Source organism: Variovorax sp. WDL1, assembly GCF_001541225.1.
Taxonomy (GTDB): Bacteria; Pseudomonadota; Gammaproteobacteria; order Burkholderiales; family Burkholderiaceae_C; genus Variovorax.
In genome coordinates this window covers 92,413-110,051 of the sequence record NZ_LMTS01000327.1, presented here as the reverse complement: position 1 = coordinate 110,051, position 17,639 = coordinate 92,413, and the positions used below count along the sequence as shown (strand labels likewise).

The 17,639-nt window shown below is 67.4% G+C and carries 17 protein-coding genes; 7 read left to right on the top strand and 10 right to left on the bottom strand.

The genetic code is table 11. The annotated features are described in order from the left end of the window. Positions 1–2,232, top strand: coding sequence for a xanthine dehydrogenase family protein molybdopterin-binding subunit (locus tag APY03_RS37515; RefSeq protein ID WP_068685535.1), 2,232 nt, complete (start codon positions 1–3; stop codon positions 2,230–2,232). Between the two features lie 269 nt (positions 2,233–2,501). On the opposite strand, the gene guaA is transcribed toward APY03_RS37515, so the two are convergent. Both guaA and guaB read right to left on the bottom strand, forming a co-directional pair. Next, complete coding sequence (guaA, locus tag APY03_RS37510; RefSeq protein WP_068685533.1) at positions 2,502–4,115, bottom strand: glutamine-hydrolyzing GMP synthase; 1,614 nt, start codon at positions 4,113–4,115, stop codon at positions 2,502–2,504. Positions 4,116–4,124: 9 nt separating this feature from the next. Further along, entirely contained in the window at positions 4,125–5,594 is a 1,470-nt protein-coding gene (gene guaB, locus APY03_RS37505; protein WP_068685531.1) for an IMP dehydrogenase, read from the bottom strand. A 151-nt stretch (positions 5,595–5,745) separates the two neighbouring features. Here guaB and APY03_RS37500 point away from each other — a divergent pair, with 151 nt between their 5' ends. After that, a complete protein-coding gene (locus APY03_RS37500; protein ID WP_068685529.1) occupies positions 5,746–6,285 on the top strand; it encodes a DUF4124 domain-containing protein in 540 nt (179 codons plus the stop codon). 11 nt (positions 6,286–6,296) lie between these two features. Here the strand turns inward: APY03_RS37500 and APY03_RS37495 are convergent, their stop codons facing one another. Next, complete coding sequence (locus APY03_RS37495; protein ID WP_068685528.1) at positions 6,297–6,629, bottom strand: RnfH family protein; 333 nt, start codon at positions 6,627–6,629, stop codon at positions 6,297–6,299. Further along, positions 6,629–7,075: a type II toxin-antitoxin system RatA family toxin gene (locus APY03_RS37490; RefSeq protein ID WP_068685527.1), complete on the bottom strand. Its 447-nt coding sequence runs from the start codon at positions 7,073–7,075 to the stop codon at positions 6,629–6,631. The genes APY03_RS37495 and APY03_RS37490 overlap by 1 nt, the downstream gene beginning before the upstream one ends. A 173-nt stretch (positions 7,076–7,248) precedes the next feature. On the opposite strand from APY03_RS37490, the gene smpB reads away from it, so the two are divergent. The 5 genes from smpB to APY03_RS37465 all read left to right on the top strand — a co-directional run bounded on the left by smpB (position 7,249) and on the right by APY03_RS37465 (position 10,089). After that, complete coding sequence (gene smpB / locus APY03_RS37485; RefSeq protein WP_068685526.1) at positions 7,249–7,725, top strand: SsrA-binding protein SmpB; 477 nt, start codon at positions 7,249–7,251, stop codon at positions 7,723–7,725. Between the two features lie 26 nt (positions 7,726–7,751). Then, entirely contained in the window at positions 7,752–8,333 is a 582-nt protein-coding gene (locus tag APY03_RS37480) for an acetyltransferase (protein WP_068685525.1), read from the top strand. A gap of 54 nt (positions 8,334–8,387) precedes the next feature. After that, complete coding sequence (locus tag APY03_RS37475; protein ID WP_068685523.1) at positions 8,388–8,897, top strand: sigma-70 family RNA polymerase sigma factor; 510 nt, start codon at positions 8,388–8,390, stop codon at positions 8,895–8,897. 11 nt (positions 8,898–8,908) lie between these two features. Then, positions 8,909–9,631, top strand: coding sequence for an anti-sigma factor family protein (locus APY03_RS37470; RefSeq protein ID WP_068685521.1), 723 nt, complete (start codon positions 8,909–8,911; stop codon positions 9,629–9,631). A gap of 68 nt (positions 9,632–9,699) precedes the next feature. Continuing rightward, positions 9,700–10,089, top strand: coding sequence for a COG4315 family predicted lipoprotein (locus APY03_RS37465; RefSeq protein WP_068685520.1), 390 nt, complete (start codon positions 9,700–9,702; stop codon positions 10,087–10,089). 20 nt (positions 10,090–10,109) lie between these two features. Here the strand turns inward: APY03_RS37465 and APY03_RS37460 are convergent, their stop codons facing one another. The 6 genes from APY03_RS37460 to infB form a co-directional block, all read right to left on the bottom strand. Continuing rightward, positions 10,110–10,559, bottom strand: a complete 450-nt coding sequence (locus APY03_RS37460) for a YXWGXW repeat-containing protein (protein ID WP_068685519.1) — start codon at positions 10,557–10,559, stop codon at positions 10,110–10,112. Positions 10,560–10,632: 73 nt separating this feature from the next. After that, a complete protein-coding gene (locus APY03_RS37455; RefSeq protein WP_174262805.1) occupies positions 10,633–11,502 on the bottom strand; it encodes a DMT family transporter in 870 nt (289 codons plus the stop codon). A 34-nt stretch (positions 11,503–11,536) separates the two neighbouring features. Next, the gene (gene typA, locus APY03_RS37450) at positions 11,537–13,372 is read right to left on the bottom strand and encodes a translational GTPase TypA (RefSeq protein WP_068685517.1); all 1,836 of its coding nucleotides are present in this window, start codon (positions 13,370–13,372) and stop codon (positions 11,537–11,539) included. Further along, on the bottom strand, positions 13,369–14,313 hold the full coding sequence (gene truB, locus APY03_RS37445; RefSeq protein WP_068685515.1) for a tRNA pseudouridine(55) synthase TruB: 945 nt from the start codon (positions 14,311–14,313) through the stop codon (positions 13,369–13,371). The genes typA and truB overlap by 4 nt, the downstream gene beginning before the upstream one ends. A gap of 2 nt (positions 14,314–14,315) precedes the next feature. Further along, positions 14,316–14,687, bottom strand: coding sequence for a 30S ribosome-binding factor RbfA (gene rbfA / locus APY03_RS37440; protein ID WP_068685509.1), 372 nt, complete (start codon positions 14,685–14,687; stop codon positions 14,316–14,318). A gap of 28 nt (positions 14,688–14,715) precedes the next feature. Then, the gene (infB, locus tag APY03_RS37435) at positions 14,716–17,634 is read right to left on the bottom strand and encodes a translation initiation factor IF-2 (protein ID WP_068685506.1); all 2,919 of its coding nucleotides are present in this window, start codon (positions 17,632–17,634) and stop codon (positions 14,716–14,718) included. Between the last annotated feature and the right edge of the window lie 5 nt (positions 17,635–17,639).

Below are 17,639 nucleotides of genomic sequence, written 5' to 3'. Positions count from 1 at the left end.
ATGGCGAACCCCACGATCAAGACAAACAGGTACGCGCCGCGCACCGGTACCGAGCGCGTCGATGCCCGCGACAAGGTGCGCGGCGCCACGCGCTATGCGGCCGACGATGCGCGCCCCGGCCTGCTGCATGCCGTACTGGTGCCTTCGCGCATTGCGCGCGGCACCGTCACGCGCATCGACAGCTCGGCGGCACAACGTGTGCGCGGCGTGCGCAGCGTGCTCACGCACGAGAACGTCGGCACGTTTGGCGCCGGCGGTTTCCTGATGGGTGGCGGCTTCGGCTTCCAAAGCTTCTATCCCCTGCGTTCGGCCCAGATCGCCTACCGCGGCCAGAGCGTCGCGATGGTGGTGGCCGACACGCTCGAAGCAGCGCGCGAGGCCGCCGCCCTGGTGGTGGTGACGTACGACTCGATCCCGTTCGTCGCGACCGTCGATGCGCCCGATGCCGAGCCACTCGCGCAGACCGCGGTGCTGCCGCAGCCCATGTTCGCCGACCGGCGCGTAGGCGATCCGGAGGGCGCGCTTGCCGGCGCCGCCGTAACCGTGGACCAGCGCTACACGCTGCCCCCCCAGCACCAGAACCCGATGGAGATCATCGCGACCGTGGCCGAGTGGAACGACGGCGTTCTCACCATCCGCGAGCCGACGCAGAACGCCGAAGCCGTGCGCCACGGCCTCGCAAGGCAGTTGGGCATCGAGCCGGCGAAGGTGCGTGTGCTGTCGCCCACATTGGGCGGAGGCTTCGGACAGAAGAACTCGCTGCAGTCGCACACTGTGCTGGTCGCCATTGCGGCGCGGTCGCTGCAACGGCCGGTGAAGCTGGTGATGACGCGCGCGCAGCTCTTCCACAACGCCAGCTTCCGCCCCGCGAGCCGACACCGCGTGCGGCTCGGCGCAGACCGCGACGGCCGGCTCGTCGCAGCGGTCCACGAGATCGACCAGCAGACCTCGCGGCACGACCTGTTCCCCTCGTTCGGCACCGAGATCACGTCGCGTCTCTACGGCATCGGCAACTACCAGGGCCGCGAGCGGCTGGTGCGCACCGACGTGCAGACGCCGGGCTACATGCGCGCACCGTCCGAGCACCCGGCGGCCTTTGCCTTCGAGAGCGCCATTGACGAGATGGCCTATGCGCTCGGCCGCGACCCGGTGGCTTTCAGGCTCGCCAACGATGCCGCGGCCGACCCGCTCACCGGAAAGCCATTTTCCTCGCGCCATGTCGCCGAGTGCTTGATCAAGGGCAGCGAGACCTTCGGCTGGGCACGACGGACGATGACACCTGGCTCGATGCGCACGCCGGACGGCAGCCTGGTTGGCTGGGGCGTGGCGATCGGCATCTACAAGGCGGCCATGGCGCCGGCCATCGCGACCGTGCGGCTCAACACCGACGGCACGGTAGGCGTGGCGGTCGGCGGGCATGAAATGGGGCAAGGCATACGCACGGCAATTGCCGTGACGGTGGCGCGCGCACTTGGGGCGCCGGCGGCGGCAGTCGAGATCGCGCTCGGCGACACGCGCGCAGCGCCGCAGCATCTGACGGCGGGGTCATGGGGCACGGCTACGGCGCTGCCGCCGGTGCTGGAAGCCTCGCAGCGGCTGATGGAAGACCTGAGGAGGCACGCGGGCAGCACGGCCGGTGAAAGCGGCGTCACCGCACTCGCGCTGCTGCGCGCCTCAGGCCGGCCGTTTGCCGAGGCCGAGAGCCGCCGTCGTGCGCCCGGCCAACCCGAGCAGGTGTTCGGCCGCCTGACCGGCGGACTACCAGCCGCCGCGGGGCCTGTCTATCCGGACTTCGTCAGCTTCAGCTTCATCGCGCATTTCGTCGAGGTGCGTATCGAGCCGACTACGCGCCGCATTCGCGTGCCGCGCGTGGTCAGCGTGGTTGACTGCGGTACGGTCGCGAGCCCGCGCACGGCGCGCAGCCAGGTCGAAGGCGGCGTTGTCTGGGGCGTCGGCGCCGCACTGCGCGAAGTCAGCGAGGTCGACCCGCGCTACGGCGGCTTTCTCAACGCCGACCTGGCGGAATACGTGATGCCGGTCGCGGCAGACATCGGGCGCATCGAGGTCGATTTCGTCGACAAGCCCGACACGCGGCTCAACGCGCTGGGCGTCAAGGGACTCGGCGAGGTCGCGATGATAGGCGTGGCACCGGCCATCGTGAACGCGGTGTTCCACGCGACTGGCACGAGACTTCGCCGGCTGCCGTTGAAAATGGAGGATCTGATTGGCTGAGGATGCGCAGGCTGCCGAATTGCTCTCCGCTTGTCCCCCGTGCTGACGCCTACATGCTGCGCCCGGACGTCGAATCGTCGCAGGTCCTGACGCGCCAGGACCCGCAATGGTTCGGCAAGTCGCGCCAGATCCGGCATGTCGAATCCCCGGGATTCGGATAAGCGCAAGATTGCTGAAGAACAGATATGCCTCAAATATCTGAAATACAGCTACGAAGTCGCTAGCTGGGCCCCCCCAGTACCTGACGACAGTCCCCGAAGGACGTCAATTCATTCCCACTCGATCGTCGCCGGCGGCTTGCTCGACACGTCGTAGGTCACCCGGTTGATCCCGCGCACCTCGTTGATGATGCGCCCCGACACCTTCTTGAGCAGCGCGTAGGGCAGCTCGGCCCAGTCGGCGGTCATGAAGTCGCTGGTCTGCACCGCGCGCAATGCAACCACGTAGTCGTAGGTACGGCCGTCGCCCATCACGCCCACGCTCTTGACGGGCAGGAAGACGGTGAAGGCCTGGCTGGTCAGGTCGTACCAGCTCTTGCCGGACGACGGGTCCTTGAAGTTGCGCAGCTCCTCGATGAAGATCGCATCGGCCCGGCGCAGCAGGTCGGCGTACTCCTTCTTCACCTCGCCGAGGATGCGCACGCCCAGGCCGGGGCCCGGGAAGGGATGGCGATACACCATCTCGGGCGGCAGGCCGAGGGCCACGCCCAGCTCGCGCACCTCGTCCTTGAACAGGTCGCGCAGCGGCTCCAGCAGCTTCAGGCCCAGCTGCTCGGGCAGGCCGCCCACGTTGTGATGGCTCTTGATGGTGACGGCCTTCTTGCTCTTGGCACCGCCGGACTCGATCACATCGGGGTAGATGGTGCCCTGCGCCAGCCACTTGGCACCCTTGGCCCCGGCACTGGTGAGCTTGGCAGCCTCCTGCTTGAAGACAGTGACGAACTCGCCGCCGATGATCTTGCGCTTGGCCTCCGGGTCGCTGACGCCGGCCAGCTTGCCGAGGAAGAGCTCGCTCGCATCGACGCGGATCACCTTGGCGTGGAGCTTGCCGACGAACATGTCCATCACCATGTCGCCCTCGTCGAGGCGCAGCAGGCCGTGGTCGACGAACACGCAGGTGAGCTGGTCGCCGATGGCGCGGTGGATCAGCGCCGCAGCCACCGAGGAGTCGACGCCGCCGGACAGGCCGAGGATCACCTCCTCCTCGCCCACCTGCTTGCGGATCGCCTCCACGGCCTCGGCGATGTGGTCGCGCATCACCCAGTCGGGCTTGACGCCGCAGATGCCAAGAACGAATCGCTCGAGGATCGCCTTGCCCTGCTGCGTGTGCGTGACCTCGGGGTGGAACTGCAGCGCATAGAAATGCCGTTCCTCGTCGGCCATGCCGGCGATGGGGCAGCTCTCGGTGGAGGCCATGAGCTTGAAGCCCGGCGGCAGCTCGGTGACCTTGTCGCCATGGCTCATCCAGACGTTGAGCATGCCGTGCCCTTCGTCGGTATTGAAATCGGCGATGTCGCGCAGGAGCTCGGTGTGGCCGCGCGCACGCACTGCCGCGAAGCCGAACTCGCGCTTGTGCCCGCCCTCGACCTTGCCGCCCAGCTGGTGCGCCATGGTCTGCATGCCGTAGCAGATGCCCAGCACCGGCACACCCAGCTCGAACACCGCCTGCGGTGCCTTGTCGGTCGTCTCCTCGTAGACGCTGGCGTGGCTGCCGGAGAGGATCACGCCCTTGAGCGTGCCGTCCTTCGCGTATTCACGCACCCATTCGTCACTGACGTCGCAGGGATGGACTTCGGAGTACACGTGCGCCTCGCGCACGCGCCGGGCGATCAGCTGCGTGACCTGGGAGCCGAAGTCGAGGATGAGGATTTTCTGGTGTTGCATGGGCGAGTCTTATTCCGCCCGGTAGTTCGGCGCTTCCTTGGTGATCTGCACGTCGTGCACGTGGCTCTCGCGGATGCCGGCGGTGGTGATCTCGACGAACTCGGCCTTGGTCTTCATTTCTTCGATGGTGGCGCAGCCGCAGTAGCCCATGCTGGCGCGCAAGCCGCCGGACATCTGGTAGACGATAGAGACCATCGAGCCCTTGTAGGGCACGCGGCCTTCGATGCCCTCGGGTACCAGCTTGTCGGCATTGGGGTTGCCGGTGGTCGCTTCCTGGAAATAGCGGTCGGCGCTGCCCTGCTGCATGGCGCCGATGGAGCCCATGCCGCGATAGCTCTTGTAGCTGCGGCCCTGGAACAGCACGATTTCGCCAGGCGCCTCTTCGGTGCCGGCGAACATGCCGCCCATCATCACTGTGCTGGCACCGGCCGCGATGGCCTTTGCGATGTCGCCTGAATAGCGGATGCCACCGTCGGCGATCAGCGGGATGCCGCTGCCCTGCAGCGCGGTCGCGACGTTGTCCACTGCCATGATCTGCGGCACGCCGACGCCGGCCACGATGCGCGTGGTGCAGATGGAGCCGGGGCCGATGCCGACCTTGACGGCATCCGCGCCCGCATCGGCCAGCGCGCGCGCGGCGTCGCCGGTGGCGATGTTGCCGCCGATCACATCGACCTGCGGGTAGTTCTTCTTGACCCAGCGCACGCGCTCGATGACCCCCGCGCTGTGGCCGTGGGCGGTGTCGACCACGATCGCATCGACGCCAGCCTTGACCAGCGCCTCGACCCGCTCCTCGGTGCCCTCGCCCACGCCGACAGCAGCGCCCACGCGCAGCCGGCCGCTCGCGTCGCGCGCGGCATTGGGAAAGCTGGTCTGCTTGGTGATGTCCTTGACGGTGATCAGGCCCTTGAGCTCCCAGGCGTTGTTGATCACGAGCAGGCGCTCGAGCTTGTGCTTGTTGAGCAGCGCCTTCGCCTCGCTCAGCGTGGTGCCGTCGGGCACGGTGATCAGCTTCTCGCGCGGCGTCATGATCTCGCTCACCGGCACGTCGTAGCGGCTCTCGAAGCGCAGGTCGCGGCCAGTCACGATGCCGACCACCTTGCCGCCGTCGACTACCGGAAAGCCGGAGATGCCCAGTTCTTCCGACAACTGCAACACCTGCAGCACGGTGTGGGTAGGCGTGATCACCACCGGGTCGCGCAGCACGCCCGATTCGTAGCGCTTGACCTTGGCCACGTGAGCAGCCTGCTCGGCGGGAGTGAGGTTCTTGTGCACGATCCCGATGCCACCCTCCTGCGCGATGGCGATCGCGAGGCGGGCCTCTGTCACGGTGTCCATCGCCGCGGAGACCAGCGGCAGGTTCAGCGTGATGTTGCGGGAGAGTTTGGTGGCGAGGGAGGTGTCCTTGGGCAGGACCTGGGAGAAGGCTGGCACCAGCAACACGTCGTCGAAGGTGAGCGCTTTGCCGAGAAGGCGCATGGGTGAAGCTCCAAAAGACGGATTGTAACGATGGCGCCATGCCCGGTCGGCGTGCGGGCGCATCGGGAATGTTGGCCAAATGCCTCGCAAAACATGGAAAACGGCAACGTAAGACGTTGCAAAACGTAAGGCACGGCTAAACTGCCACCCCATGAAGCTCGCGCACCTGCTCATACTCGGATCGGCCTGCCTTCTCGGGGCGACGGCCGTTCAGGCCCAGTGGCAATGGGTCGACCAGAACAACAAGAAGGTCTTCAGCGACCAGGCGCCGCCCCCCGACATCCCCGACAAGAACATCCTTCGCCGCCCCGGCCCCGCTTCCTCTCGCCTCAGCTTCAGTCCTGCTCCCGCTGCCGCGCCGGACGCAGGCAGCGTCCAGGCTGCCGCCGCGCCGGCAGCCGCGCCGCGCCCGGCGAGCAGTCCCAAGCCCACGGGCGTGGACAAGGAACTCGAGGAAAAGACTCGCAAGGCCGAGGAAGCGGAGAAGGCCCGGCAGGCCGCGGAGGCGCAGAAGGTGGCCCAGGCCAAGACCGAAAACTGCAAGCGCGCGCGTGAAGGCAAGGCCGCGATGGACAGCGGCATCCGCGTCGCCCGCCTGAATGCCCAGGGCGAGCGCGAGATCATGGACGACAAGATGCGCGCCGCGGAGTCGCAGCGACTTCAGTCGCTGATCGACAGCGACTGCAAGTAGTCGAACGACCCTCAGTACCCTGCCTTGCCGCCCTTGCGCCGGCGTGCGAAGAGTCCCGTCCCCCGCGCCCCCTGTTGCCGGAAGCGCTCCCGTCGCGCGATCTTGGGATCGACCGTCAGCGGGCGGCAGAGCTCGATGCGATCCAGCGCGTGCACGGGCTGCTCCCATTCCACGGCGCGGCCCCAGATGCCGGGCGTCATGCCCTGCCAGTCGAGCTGCGGGTAGCGCGCGGCCAGACTGCTCGCCTGCACCACATCGCGCACTGTGGTGCCTTCGGCCACGCCGAGTTCCTCTTCGAACACCTCGCGCGGGGCCGGCGAATACGCGAGCGTCACCTGGAGCATCAGTTCTGGCCGTAGATGTGCTCGGCGCGCTTGACGAAAGCTTCCACGAGGTTGGAGGCGATCTTGTCGAACACCGGCCCGACCAGCGCCTGCAGAGCGAAGTTGCTGAAGCCGTAGCTGAGGTTCAGCTCGACACGGCAGGCGCGCTCGCCCTCCTCGCCCACGGGAGTGAATTTCCAGACGCCGTCGAGATTGGAAAAGGGGCCGTCGACCAGCCGCAGATGCACCTCGCGGCCCGGCACATGGGTGTTGCGGGTGGTGAAGCTGTGATGAAAGCCGCTGAAGGCCAGGCCGACCTCTGCCGTCATGCCCGCTTGGTCCTGCTCGATCACGCGGGCCTTGTCGCACCAGGGAAGGAACTCGGGATACTTCGCCACGTCGGTGACCAGGCTGTACATCTCCTGGGCGCTGTACCAGATCAGGATGGACTTGTGGACTGCTTTCATGAAATCGAATGGGGGGCGGCGTTCGATTGTATGAAGGGCCGCCGCGCAGGCCCATCGGCGCCTCGCGACGCGGATTCGGCACGGACCATCCCGAGCGCGGTTCATTTCATAGAATCGCACGGTGTGTGCGTTGACCGTTGTGTGGATGCCATGCGCCCCCACCTGACGAAGCCATGGCCACCAAAAAACAAGACACCTCCTCCCGGATCGCCGACAACAAGAAGGCCGCGTACAACTATTTCTTCGAAGAACGCTTCGAGGCCGGCATGGTGCTGGAAGGGTGGGAGGTCAAGTCGCTGCGCGAGGGCAAGGTGCAGCTGACCGACGGCTATGTCGTGATCCGGGACGGGGAGCTGTTCGTCATCGGCTGCCAGATCAATCCGCTGAAATCCGCTTCGACGCACATCAACCCGGACTCGGTGCGCACCAAGAAGCTGTTGCTGCACAAGGAGCAAATCCGCCGCCTGGTCGGCAAGGTCGAGCAGAAGGGCTACACGCTGGTCCCGCTCAACCTGCACTGGAAGGCCGGCAAGGTGAAATGCGAGATCGCGCTGGCCAAGGGCAAGGCCGAGCATGACAAGCGCGACACCATCAAGGACCGCGAAGGCAAGCGCGAGGTCGAGCGCGCGATGAAGAGCCGCCACCGTTAACAACAGGCCCAAGAAGGAACGACGCCATGGCCGCCCAACCTCTCGATGCCCAGCGAACCAATCCCCTGGAGGGCGGCCCGAGCTTCTCGCTGCGCAACCGACTGCTGCGCGCAGCCTGGAACGTGAGCTGGGCGCTGCTGGCCTCCTGGACGCCACCACAGATGCGCTTCTGGCGCCGCTTCCTGCTCAAGCTCTTCGGCGCGAAGCTGGGCGAGGCCAGCGACGTGCGCGGCAGCGCGCGGGTCTGGTATCCGCCCCACCTCCACCTCGCGGATCGCGCCCTCCTGGCCGAGCGGGTCAATTGCTACAACATGGCGCCGATCACGCTGGGCCGTGCCGCACTGGTGTCGCAGGGCGCGCATCTTTGTGCCGGCAGTCATGACATCGCCTCGGCCACATTCCAGTTGACGGCCAGCCCGATCGTGATCGGCGCCGGTGCCTGGATTGCAGCCGAAGCCTTCGTCGGGCCGGGCGTGGAGGTGGGTGAAGGCGCGGTACTGGGCGCGCGCGGCGTGGCCTTCCGTTCGCTGGAAGCCTGGACCGTCTATGGGGGAAACCCGGCCAAGGCCATCAAGCCGCGGGTACTGCGAGCCGCCGGACACGGCTGATGTTTTTTTCGCGGCGCTGGGAATAAGCTGCGCTCTTCCGGCGTTCATGCAGCAATGGATTCCCGCGCACTCATCGACCATATCCCCAGCCTCAGGCGCTACGCACGCGCGCTGACCGGCGACGCCTGGGCGGCCGATGACCTGGTCCAGGACACGCTGGAACGCGCCTGCCGCAAATGGCAGCTGTGGATCGTCGGCAGCGACCTGCGAGCGTGGCTGTTCACCATCATGCACAACGTGTTTGCTAGCCAGATGCGGCGCGCTCCGCCGCGCGCCGTGGTCGACATCGACGAGATTGCCGCGCAATTGCCCGGCGCGGGGGGCGCGCGCGACCGCGCCATAGACCTGCAGCGCTGCCTGCTCCTCCTGCCCGAGGAGCAGCGCGCCGCACTGCTGCTGGTGGCGCTCGAAGACATGTCGTACGCCCAACTGTCCAGGGTGCTGAACGTTCCGCTCGGCACCGTCATGTCACGCCTGGCGCGGGCGCGCGTGCGCCTGCAGGAACTGATGGAAGGCGCCCCGCCGCCGGCAGCCGGCCGCCCCGGGCTGCGCCGCCTCAAGTGAAGCGCAGTGTCATGAAGCCGACTCCCTCCTCGCCCCCCGACACCGACCAGCCCGCCTGGCGGGCCCAACGCGATGCGCTGCGACGGCTGCACGGCGAGGTGCTGGACGAGCCCATCCCGCCTTCCCTGCTGGCAGCCGCGGAAATGGTTGCGGCGCGCCAGGATCAGCATGCGCGCTGGATCCGCTGGAGCGGCATCGCGGCGGGCCTGCTGATCGCCTTCGGCGCCGGCTGGCTGGGCAGCCTGGAATGGACGACCCAGCGCCAGGCCTTGCTGGCCAAGGCGCCGCCGACGCGCGAGTTCGTACATGCCGCCGCGGTGGCCCACCGGGTCTACACGCCCGAGACGCGCCACCCCGTCGAGGTTGCCGCGGCCGAGCAGCAGCATCTGGTGCAATGGCTCTCGAAGCGGCTGGACAAGCCGCTCAAGGTGCCAGACCTGTCGGCCCAGGGCTACGCGCTTGTCGGCGGTCGTCTGCTGCCCGGTGTCCCGGGCGCGCGGGCACAGTTCATGTTCGAGCGGGGCGACGGCGAGCGCCTGACGCTCTATATCGGGAGCGTGGAGGCCGCTGCGGCGCGACCGCCGCAGCCGGGAGAAACAGCCTTCCGCTACTCGGCCGAGGGGCCGGTATCGAGCTTCTATTGGGTCGACCAGGGCTTCGGCTATGCGCTGACGGGCAACCTGCCGCGCGAGGTGCTGCTGAGCCTGGCCGGCGCCGTTTACCGCCAGCTTTGATGGAAGGCCGGAACGCCAGCTGCGTCGGCCTGTTTGGTGTGTTTGTTCAACAAGGAGAAAACTTCATCATGAAACTGCTCAGCGCCTCGATTCTCGCGGCTGCCCTGCTCGCCGGCTGCGGCGGCATGTCCAGGATGGCCTCGGCGCCGGACACTCCGACCCGCACCGCCGACGGCGTGCTGATCGGGCCGACCGGCATGACGCTGTACACCTTCGCCCGCGACGCTGCCGGCAGCGGCAAGTCCGCCTGCAACGGGCCCTGCGCGACCAACTGGCCGCCCCTGCTTGCAGCCGACACGGCCAAGCCGATGGGCGCCTACACCATCGTCATGCGCGACGACGGCAAGCGCCAGTGGGCCTACAAGGGCTGGCCGCTCTACTACTGGACCAAGGACGCGAAGGCCGGCGACAAGACGGGCGACGGGGTCAACAACGTCTGGAAGGTCGCGCGGCCCTGATCGGACTGGGAGGCGCTGCCTCAGCAGCGCCCCTTCTTGGCCTGACCCGGCGGGCAGTGATAGCCACCGTGGCGGTCGTCATCATGGCCGCGATCGCCATGACGGCCACGGTGCTCGTGGTGATCATCGTCGCGGTCCCGCCGCTGCGCACGCCGCTCGGCGCGGCGCCAGTTGGGCTCGGCCCAGCGCCATCCCCCATCCGCACGCACCCAGCGTCCCGGTGCATAGACATAATCCCGCCGCGAGCGCTCCCAATACCCCGGGCGCCAGTCGTAGGCGTTCTGCCGCCAGTGCCAGTTGCCCGGCACCCAGACGAAACCGGCGCGCGGTGCCGGCACGACCTCGTAGCGGGGCGCCGGCGGCGCGATCGTGATCAGGCCAGGCACGTTGATGTTGACCGAGACTTGGGCCGCAGCCCCCATGGATGCCGCAGCCGCCGCGGCGGCCAGCAGGATGGCGAAAAGTCGCATCGCTATCTCCCTCATTGGATGGAAAGTCTTGAACGCGCCCGCACCGGGCGCGAAATCGGTGGAAGCACGGATGCTAATGGGTTCCGGGAACGGCTAAGGCCGCCGCACGCCGGCCGCGCAGGCCGAGCCACTCGTTGAACACCAGGGCTCCCATCACAAGCGCGCCACCCACCATTACGCTCGGCGCGGGCGCTTCGCCAGCGCCGACCCAGGCCAGGGCGATGCCGAAGATGATCTCCAGCAGCGCCAGCAAGGCCACCTCGGGCGCCTTCAGCACCCGCGCGCAAAGCACGGAGAGCACGCAGGGAATCGCGAGCTGGAACAAACCCAGGAAGGCCAGCAAACCGATGTCGTGCGCGTTGGCCTGGAAGGGCCAGGCCAGCGGCAACGTCAGCAGCGAGGACATCGCGGCCCCCACCAGCACCGAGGGCACCAGGTCCACGTCGTGCCCCTTCGCATGGGCATGCTGCACCACGGTCCAGTTGCAGGCGCCGGCGAGCGGGACGCACAGCGCCACCAGCGTGCCGGCCAGCATGCCCCCGTCGAGCTGGGTTCCGTACATCCAGCCGATACCCAGCCCGGCCACCACAATGGCGCCCCAGGTTCGCGCTGGCAGCCGATGGCCGATGAAGATCCGGGCAGCGAGCGCGGTCAACAGCGGTCCGAGCGCCATCGTGACGAGCACATTGGCCACGCTCGTGAGTGTGAGTGCCACCATGAAGGCGGTGAACATCACGCACCAGCAAACGCCGGAGATCCAGAGCGCCCGGCCGCCGGTAAGAGTCTTCGCCAGCACGCCCCTGCCCCGCCAGGCAGGCAGGATCACGAGCAGGGCCGCGAGCGTAAAGAAGCTGCGCCAGAAAGTGATCTCGAAGCTGCGCGCGTGCTCGAGGTGGCGCGTGACCACGCCTGCCGTGGCCCACATGAGGGTCACGGCGACCATCAGCCAGACGGCGCGGCCGTGGGTGAGCACAGCCCTAGATCGCGGTTTCGCGGCTGGCGCGCTTGCGCTCATGTTCCTTCAGGTGGCGCTTGCGAAGGCGCACGCTCTTGGGCGTGATCTCGACCAGCTCGTCGTCCTCGATGAACTCCACGCCGTACTCCAGCGTCAGGTCGATCGGCGGTGTGATCTTGATCGCATCCTCCTTGCCCGAGACCCGGAAGTTGGTGAGCTGCTTGGTGCGCGTGGCGTTGACCACGAGGTCGTTGTCGCGGCTGTGGATGCCGACGATCATGCCTTCGTACACCGGGTCGTTCGCCCGTACGAACATGCGGCCGCGGTCGTCCAGCTTGCCCAGCGCGTAGGTGAAGATCTCGCCGTCGTCCATCGAGATCAGCACGCCATTCTTGCGGCTGCCGATCTCGCCCTTGTGCGGCTCGTAGCTGTCGAAGATGTTCGAGATCAGGCCCGAGCCGCGCGTCAGGTTCAGGAACTCGTTGGTGAAGCCGATCAGGCCGCGCGCCGGGATGCGGTATTCGAGTCGCACGCGGCCACGGCCGTCCGGCTCCATGTTGACCAGCTCGCCCTTGCGCTCGCCCAGCGCCTGCATCACGCCGCCCTGGTGCTGGTCCTCGATGTCGGCGGTCACCATCTCGATCGGTTCGTACCGCACGCCATCGATGTCGCGGAACACAACGCGTGGCTTCGACACCGCCAGCTCGTAGCCTTCGCGCCGCATGTTCTCCAGCAGGATGGTCAGGTGCAGCTCGCCGCGGCCCATGACTTCGAACACGCCTTCCTCGTCGGTCTCTTTGACGCGCAGCGCCACGTTGTGCTGCAGCTCCTTCTGCAGGCGGTCCCAGATCTGGCGGCTGGTGACGAACTTGCCTTCACGGCCGGCCAGGGGGCTGGTGTTGACGCAGAAGTTCATCGTCAGCGTCGGCTCGTCGACCTTGAGCATGGGCAGCGGCGCCGGGTTGGCGGGATCGGTAACGGTCACGCCGATGCCGATGTCGGCAATGCCGTTGATCAGCACGATCTCGCCCGGGCCGGCTTCGGTGGCCTGCACGCGCTCCAGCCCCTGGAAGGTCAGCACCTGGTTGACCCGGCCCTTGAAGGACTTGCCGTCGGGCCCTTCCATTACCACCACGTCCATCATCGGGCGGATGGTGCCGGCGTTGATGCGCCCGACGCCGATGCGGCCCACGAAAGTCGAGAAGTCGATCGCCGAGATCTGCAGCTGCAGCGGCGCATCAGGATCGCCCGCATGGGCCGGCACGTGCTCGAGGATGGTGTCGAACAGGGCCGACATGTCGGGCCCCCACTGCTCGCCCGGTGCGCCCTCTTCCAGCGACGACCAGCCGTTGATGCCCGAGGCGTAGACCACGGGGAAGTCCAGCTGCTCGTCCGTGGCACCCAGCTTGTCGAACAAGTCGAAGGCGGCATTGACCACGTGGTCTGGGCGAGCGCCCGGCTTGTCGACCTTGTTCACCACCAGGATCGGCTTGAGCCCCAGCGCCAACGCCTTCTTGGTGACGAAGCGAGTCTGGGGCATCGGGCCTTCCTGGGCGTCGATCAGCAGCACCACGCCGTCCACCATGCTGAGCGCGCGCTCCACCTCGCCGCCGAAGTCTGCGTGGCCAGGGGTGTCCACGATATTGATGTGCATGCCCTTCCAGGTCACGGCGCAGTTCTTGGCGAGGATCGTGATACCGCGCTCTTTCTCGATCGCGTTGTTGTCCATCACGGTGTCTACCACTTTCTCGTGCGCGGCAAAGGTGCCTGACTGGCGAAGCAGCTGGTCGACCATCGTGGTCTTGCCGTGGTCCACGTGGGCAATGATGGCGATGTTTCGGATCTGGTTGGTGCTCATGGTATGGCTTCGGTCAAAAGTGTCTGCTGGATTTCGAGGGGGTTCAGCAAGCGCCCCGGGATGAGTTCGCCGGCCTTCACATGGGCGGTGCCGAGGAACGCGCGCGGCGTGCAGCCGAAGACGGCGACCTCCGCGGCATCGGGCCAGCCGCCGCGGCGGCGCAGGCCGGACAGAAAACGTGCTGCATCTTCTGCCGGCAGCATGACGCTCGTATGGCCGGCTACGAGCGACTCGACGGGCAGCAGCTGGGCGAGGCGCTCTTCTTCGCTCATGGCTTCCAGTGCTTCCAGCGTCACGCATCGGGAGGCCTCGAAATCGCCGGTGGCCGTGCGGCGCAGCGCGGTGAGATGGGCGCCGCAGCCGAGCGCCTCGCCGATGTCTTCGCCGAGGGTGCGGATGTAGGTACCCTTGCTCACGCTGGCCCGGATCCGGATCTCATGCGCCGACAACTGGCTGAGCGCCAGCGCGTGGATCACGACATCGCGCGCCGCGCGCTCGACCTCGATACCCTCGCGCGCATACTCGTAGAGCGCCTTGCCGTCCTTCTTGAGGGCACTGTGCATCGGCGGCACCTGGCGAATCGGGCCGGTGAACTGCACCTGGACCCGATCCAGATCCGCGGGCGTGAGGGCAACGGGCCGCTGGTCGATGACTTCGCCCTCGGCGTCGCCGGTGGACGTCCGGATGCCGAGCCGCGCGGTCGCCTCGTAGGTCTTGTCCGCGTCCAGATGCAACTGGCTGAACTTGGTCGCCGCGCCGAAGCACAGCGGCAGCACGCCGCTCGCGAGCGGATCGAGCGTGCCCGTGTGGCCTGCCTTCTCGGCGCGCAGCAGCCACTTGGCCTTCTGCAAGGCCTGGTTGCTGGACAGGCCAAGCGGCTTGTCGAGCAGAAGCACCCCGTGCACAGGGCGCCGCTGCACCCGTGTGCGTGGCGCGTTCATGCCTAGTCGTCTTTTGAACGGGAAGCGACGGCCTGCGCGATCAGCGCATTCATGTCGGCGGCGCGCTCGGTGGTGCGGTCGAACTGGAAGTGCAGCGTGGGGACCGTGTGGATGTGCAGCCGCTTGAAGAGGCCGTTGCGCAGGAAACCAGCCGCCTGGTTGAGCGCCTCGGTGGTCTCCACCGGGTCGCCCACCAGCAGGCTGAAGAAGACCTTCGCATGCGCGTAGTCGGGCGTGACTTCGACCGCCTGGATCGTGACCATGCCCACCCGCGGATCCTTCAGCTCGCGCGCGATCAGCTCCGTCAGATCGCGCTGGATCTGATCGGCCACCTTGAAGGCGCGATTGGGGGTTGCGGCTTTTCTCTTAGGCATGGCCAGGATCGTGACGCCTTGGTGACGCCTACAGCGTCCGCGCGATCTCCTTGATCTCGAAGAACTCCAGCTGATCACCTTCCTTGATGTCGTTGTAGTTCTTGAGCTTGATACCGCACTCGAAGCCTTCGCGCACCTCGCGCACGTCGTCCTTCATCCGCTTGAGCGACTCGAGCTCGCCGGTATAGACGACCACGTTGTCGCGCAGCAGGCGGAAATGCGCGTTGCGGGTAACGTAGCCCGAGGTGACGTAGCAGCCGGCGACGGTGCCGATCTTGGAGGCCACGAACACGGTGCGGATCTCGGCCGAGCCGATGATCTCTTCGCGGCGCTCCGGCGCCAGCATGCCGGCCATGGCCGTCTTCAGCTCGTCTACAGCGTCATAGATGATGCTGTAGTAGCTGATGCTGACATTGTTGCCCTCGGCCAGGCGGCGCGCGCCGGCATCGGCGCGCACGTTGAAGCCGATCACCGTGGCCTTGGAGGCGATCGCGAGGTTGATGTCCGACTCGCTGATGCCGCCCACCGCCGCATACACCACCTGCACCTTGACCTCGTCGGTCGAGAGCTTGAGCAGCGACTGCGCGAGGGCTTCCTGCGAGCCCTGGACGTCGGCCTTGATGATGATCGGCAGCGTCTTGACCTCGCCGGCGCCCATCTCGGAGAACACGTTCTCGAACTTGGCCGCCTGCTGCTTGGCCAGCTTGGTGTTGCGGAACTTGCCCGCGCGGTAGGTCGCGATCTCGCGCGCACGGCGCTCGTCGCTCATCACCATGAACTCGTCGCCGGCCTGCGGAACCTCGGTCAGGCCCTGGATCTCCACCGGGATCGAAGGGCCGGCCTCCTTGGTGGGCTTGCCGTCCTCGTCCAGCATGGCGCGCACGCGGCCGTAGGTCGAGCCGGCCAACACCACGTCGCCGATCTTGAGTGTGCCGGATTGAACCAGCACGGTCGCGACCGGGCCGCGGCCCTTGTCCAGCTGCGCTTCGATCACCAGGCCCTTGGCGGCGGCATCGACCGGCGCCTTGAGCTCCAGCACCTCGGCCTGCAGCAGCACCTGCTCCAGCAGATCGTCCACGCCCTGACCGGTCTTGGCGGACACCGACACGAAGGGGGTGTCGCCGCCGTATTCCTCGGGCACCACTTGCTCGGCCACCAGTTCCTGCTTGACGCGGTCCAGGTTGGCATCGGGCTTGTCGATCTTGTTGATCGCCACCACGATCGGCACCTTGGCGGCCTTGGCGTGGCTGATGGCTTCCTTGGTCTGGGGCATGACGCCGTCGTCCGCTGCCACCACCAGGATCACGATGTCGGTCGCCTGCGCGCCGCGGGCCCGCATGGCGGTGAACGCCTCGTGGCCCGGAGTATCCAGGAAGGACACCATGCCGCGTTCAGTCTGCACGTGGTAGGCGCCGATGTGCTGCGTGATGCCGCCGGCCTCGCCCGCCGCGACCTTGGTGCGGCGGATGTAGTCCAGCAGCGAGGTCTTGCCGTGGTCGACGTGGCCCATGACGGTCACGACCGGTGCGCGCGGCAGCGCTTCGGCCAACTGCGCCGACACGTCCTCGTCGGTGAAGGCTTCCGGATCGTCCAGGGCAGCCACGACCGCGTTGTGGCCCATTTCCTCGACGATGATCATCGCCGTGTCCTGGTCCAGCGACTGGTTGATGGTGGCCATCTGACCCAGCTTCATCAGCTGCTTGATGACCTCCGAGGCCTTCACTGCCATCTTGTGCGCCAACTCAGAGACCGTGATGGTCTCGGGCACGTGCACTTCGATGATGCGTGCCTCGACCGGCGCGGCCTGCACGCGCTCTTCCTGGCCGCCACGGTCATTGCCGCGACGCCCGCGCGGGCCTCCGCGCCAGTTGCCGCGTCCGACGCCGCCGCTGGCATCGCCGCGGGTCTTGATTTCCTTCTTCTTGGCGGTGTCGCCGGCCCAGCTCGAGGAGAGCTTGGCCGATTTGACTTCCTTGCCTGCACCGGGCGCCGTGGTCCCGGGTGCGGCCGGCGCCCCCGGACGTGCTGCCGGGGCAGTCGGCTTGTGCAGCGTGCCCTTGACTCCTGCGGCCTTGGCTTCCGCCGCCACCTTCTCGGGCGCCTTGTGCGGCACGAGCACGCGTGCCGGCGCATTCATCATGGCGCGAATGGCTTCCGCCTCGGCCAGCGCCTTGCGGCGCCGCTCGTCGAGGTCCTTGGCGCGCGCGGCCTCCTCGTCGGCGCGGGCCTTCGATTCGGCGGCCGCCTTGGCCTTGGCGTCTTCCTTGACCTGGGCGGCAGCGGCTTCTGCAGCGGCCTTGCGGTCGGCCACGGCCGGGGCTTCCTCGGGCGCTTCGGGCGCGCCTTCGGTCACGGCGGCGGCAGCCTTTTCCGCGGCCGCCTTCGCACGCGCGGCGCGGGCCTGCTGCTCGGCCTGTTCGGCACGCTCGGCCTTCTCGCGCTCGCGTGCCTCGGCTTCCTCGCGCAGGCGGCGCTTCTCGACCAGCTCTTCCTCCTGGCGGCGGATCAGCTCCGCCTGACGGCGCGCCTCTTCCTCGCGGCGCGCGAGTTCTGCCTCGTCGACGCGCGGCGCAGCGGGCTCGGCAGCGGGGGGCATGGGAGCTTCGACCGCCCCCTTCACCGGCTCGGGCGTGGCCGTGTGTCCCTCGTCGCGCTGGATGAACGTGCGCTTCTTGCGCACTTCGACCTGGATCGTGCGCGCACGGCCGGTGGCGTCGGCCTGCTTGATCTCGGTGGTCGATTTCTTGGTCAGCGTGATCTTCTTGCGCTCGGGCTCGACCGTGCCATGGCTGGCCTTCAGGAAGCCGAGCAGGCGCTGCTTGTCAGCCTCGGTGAGCGCGTCGGTGACGGCGGCCTTGGGCACACCCGCGCTCTTGAGCTGGTCAAGCAGGGTTTCGGGCGTCTTCTTGAGCTCGTTCGCGAACTCGGCGACAGTGGTACTGGACATATTGC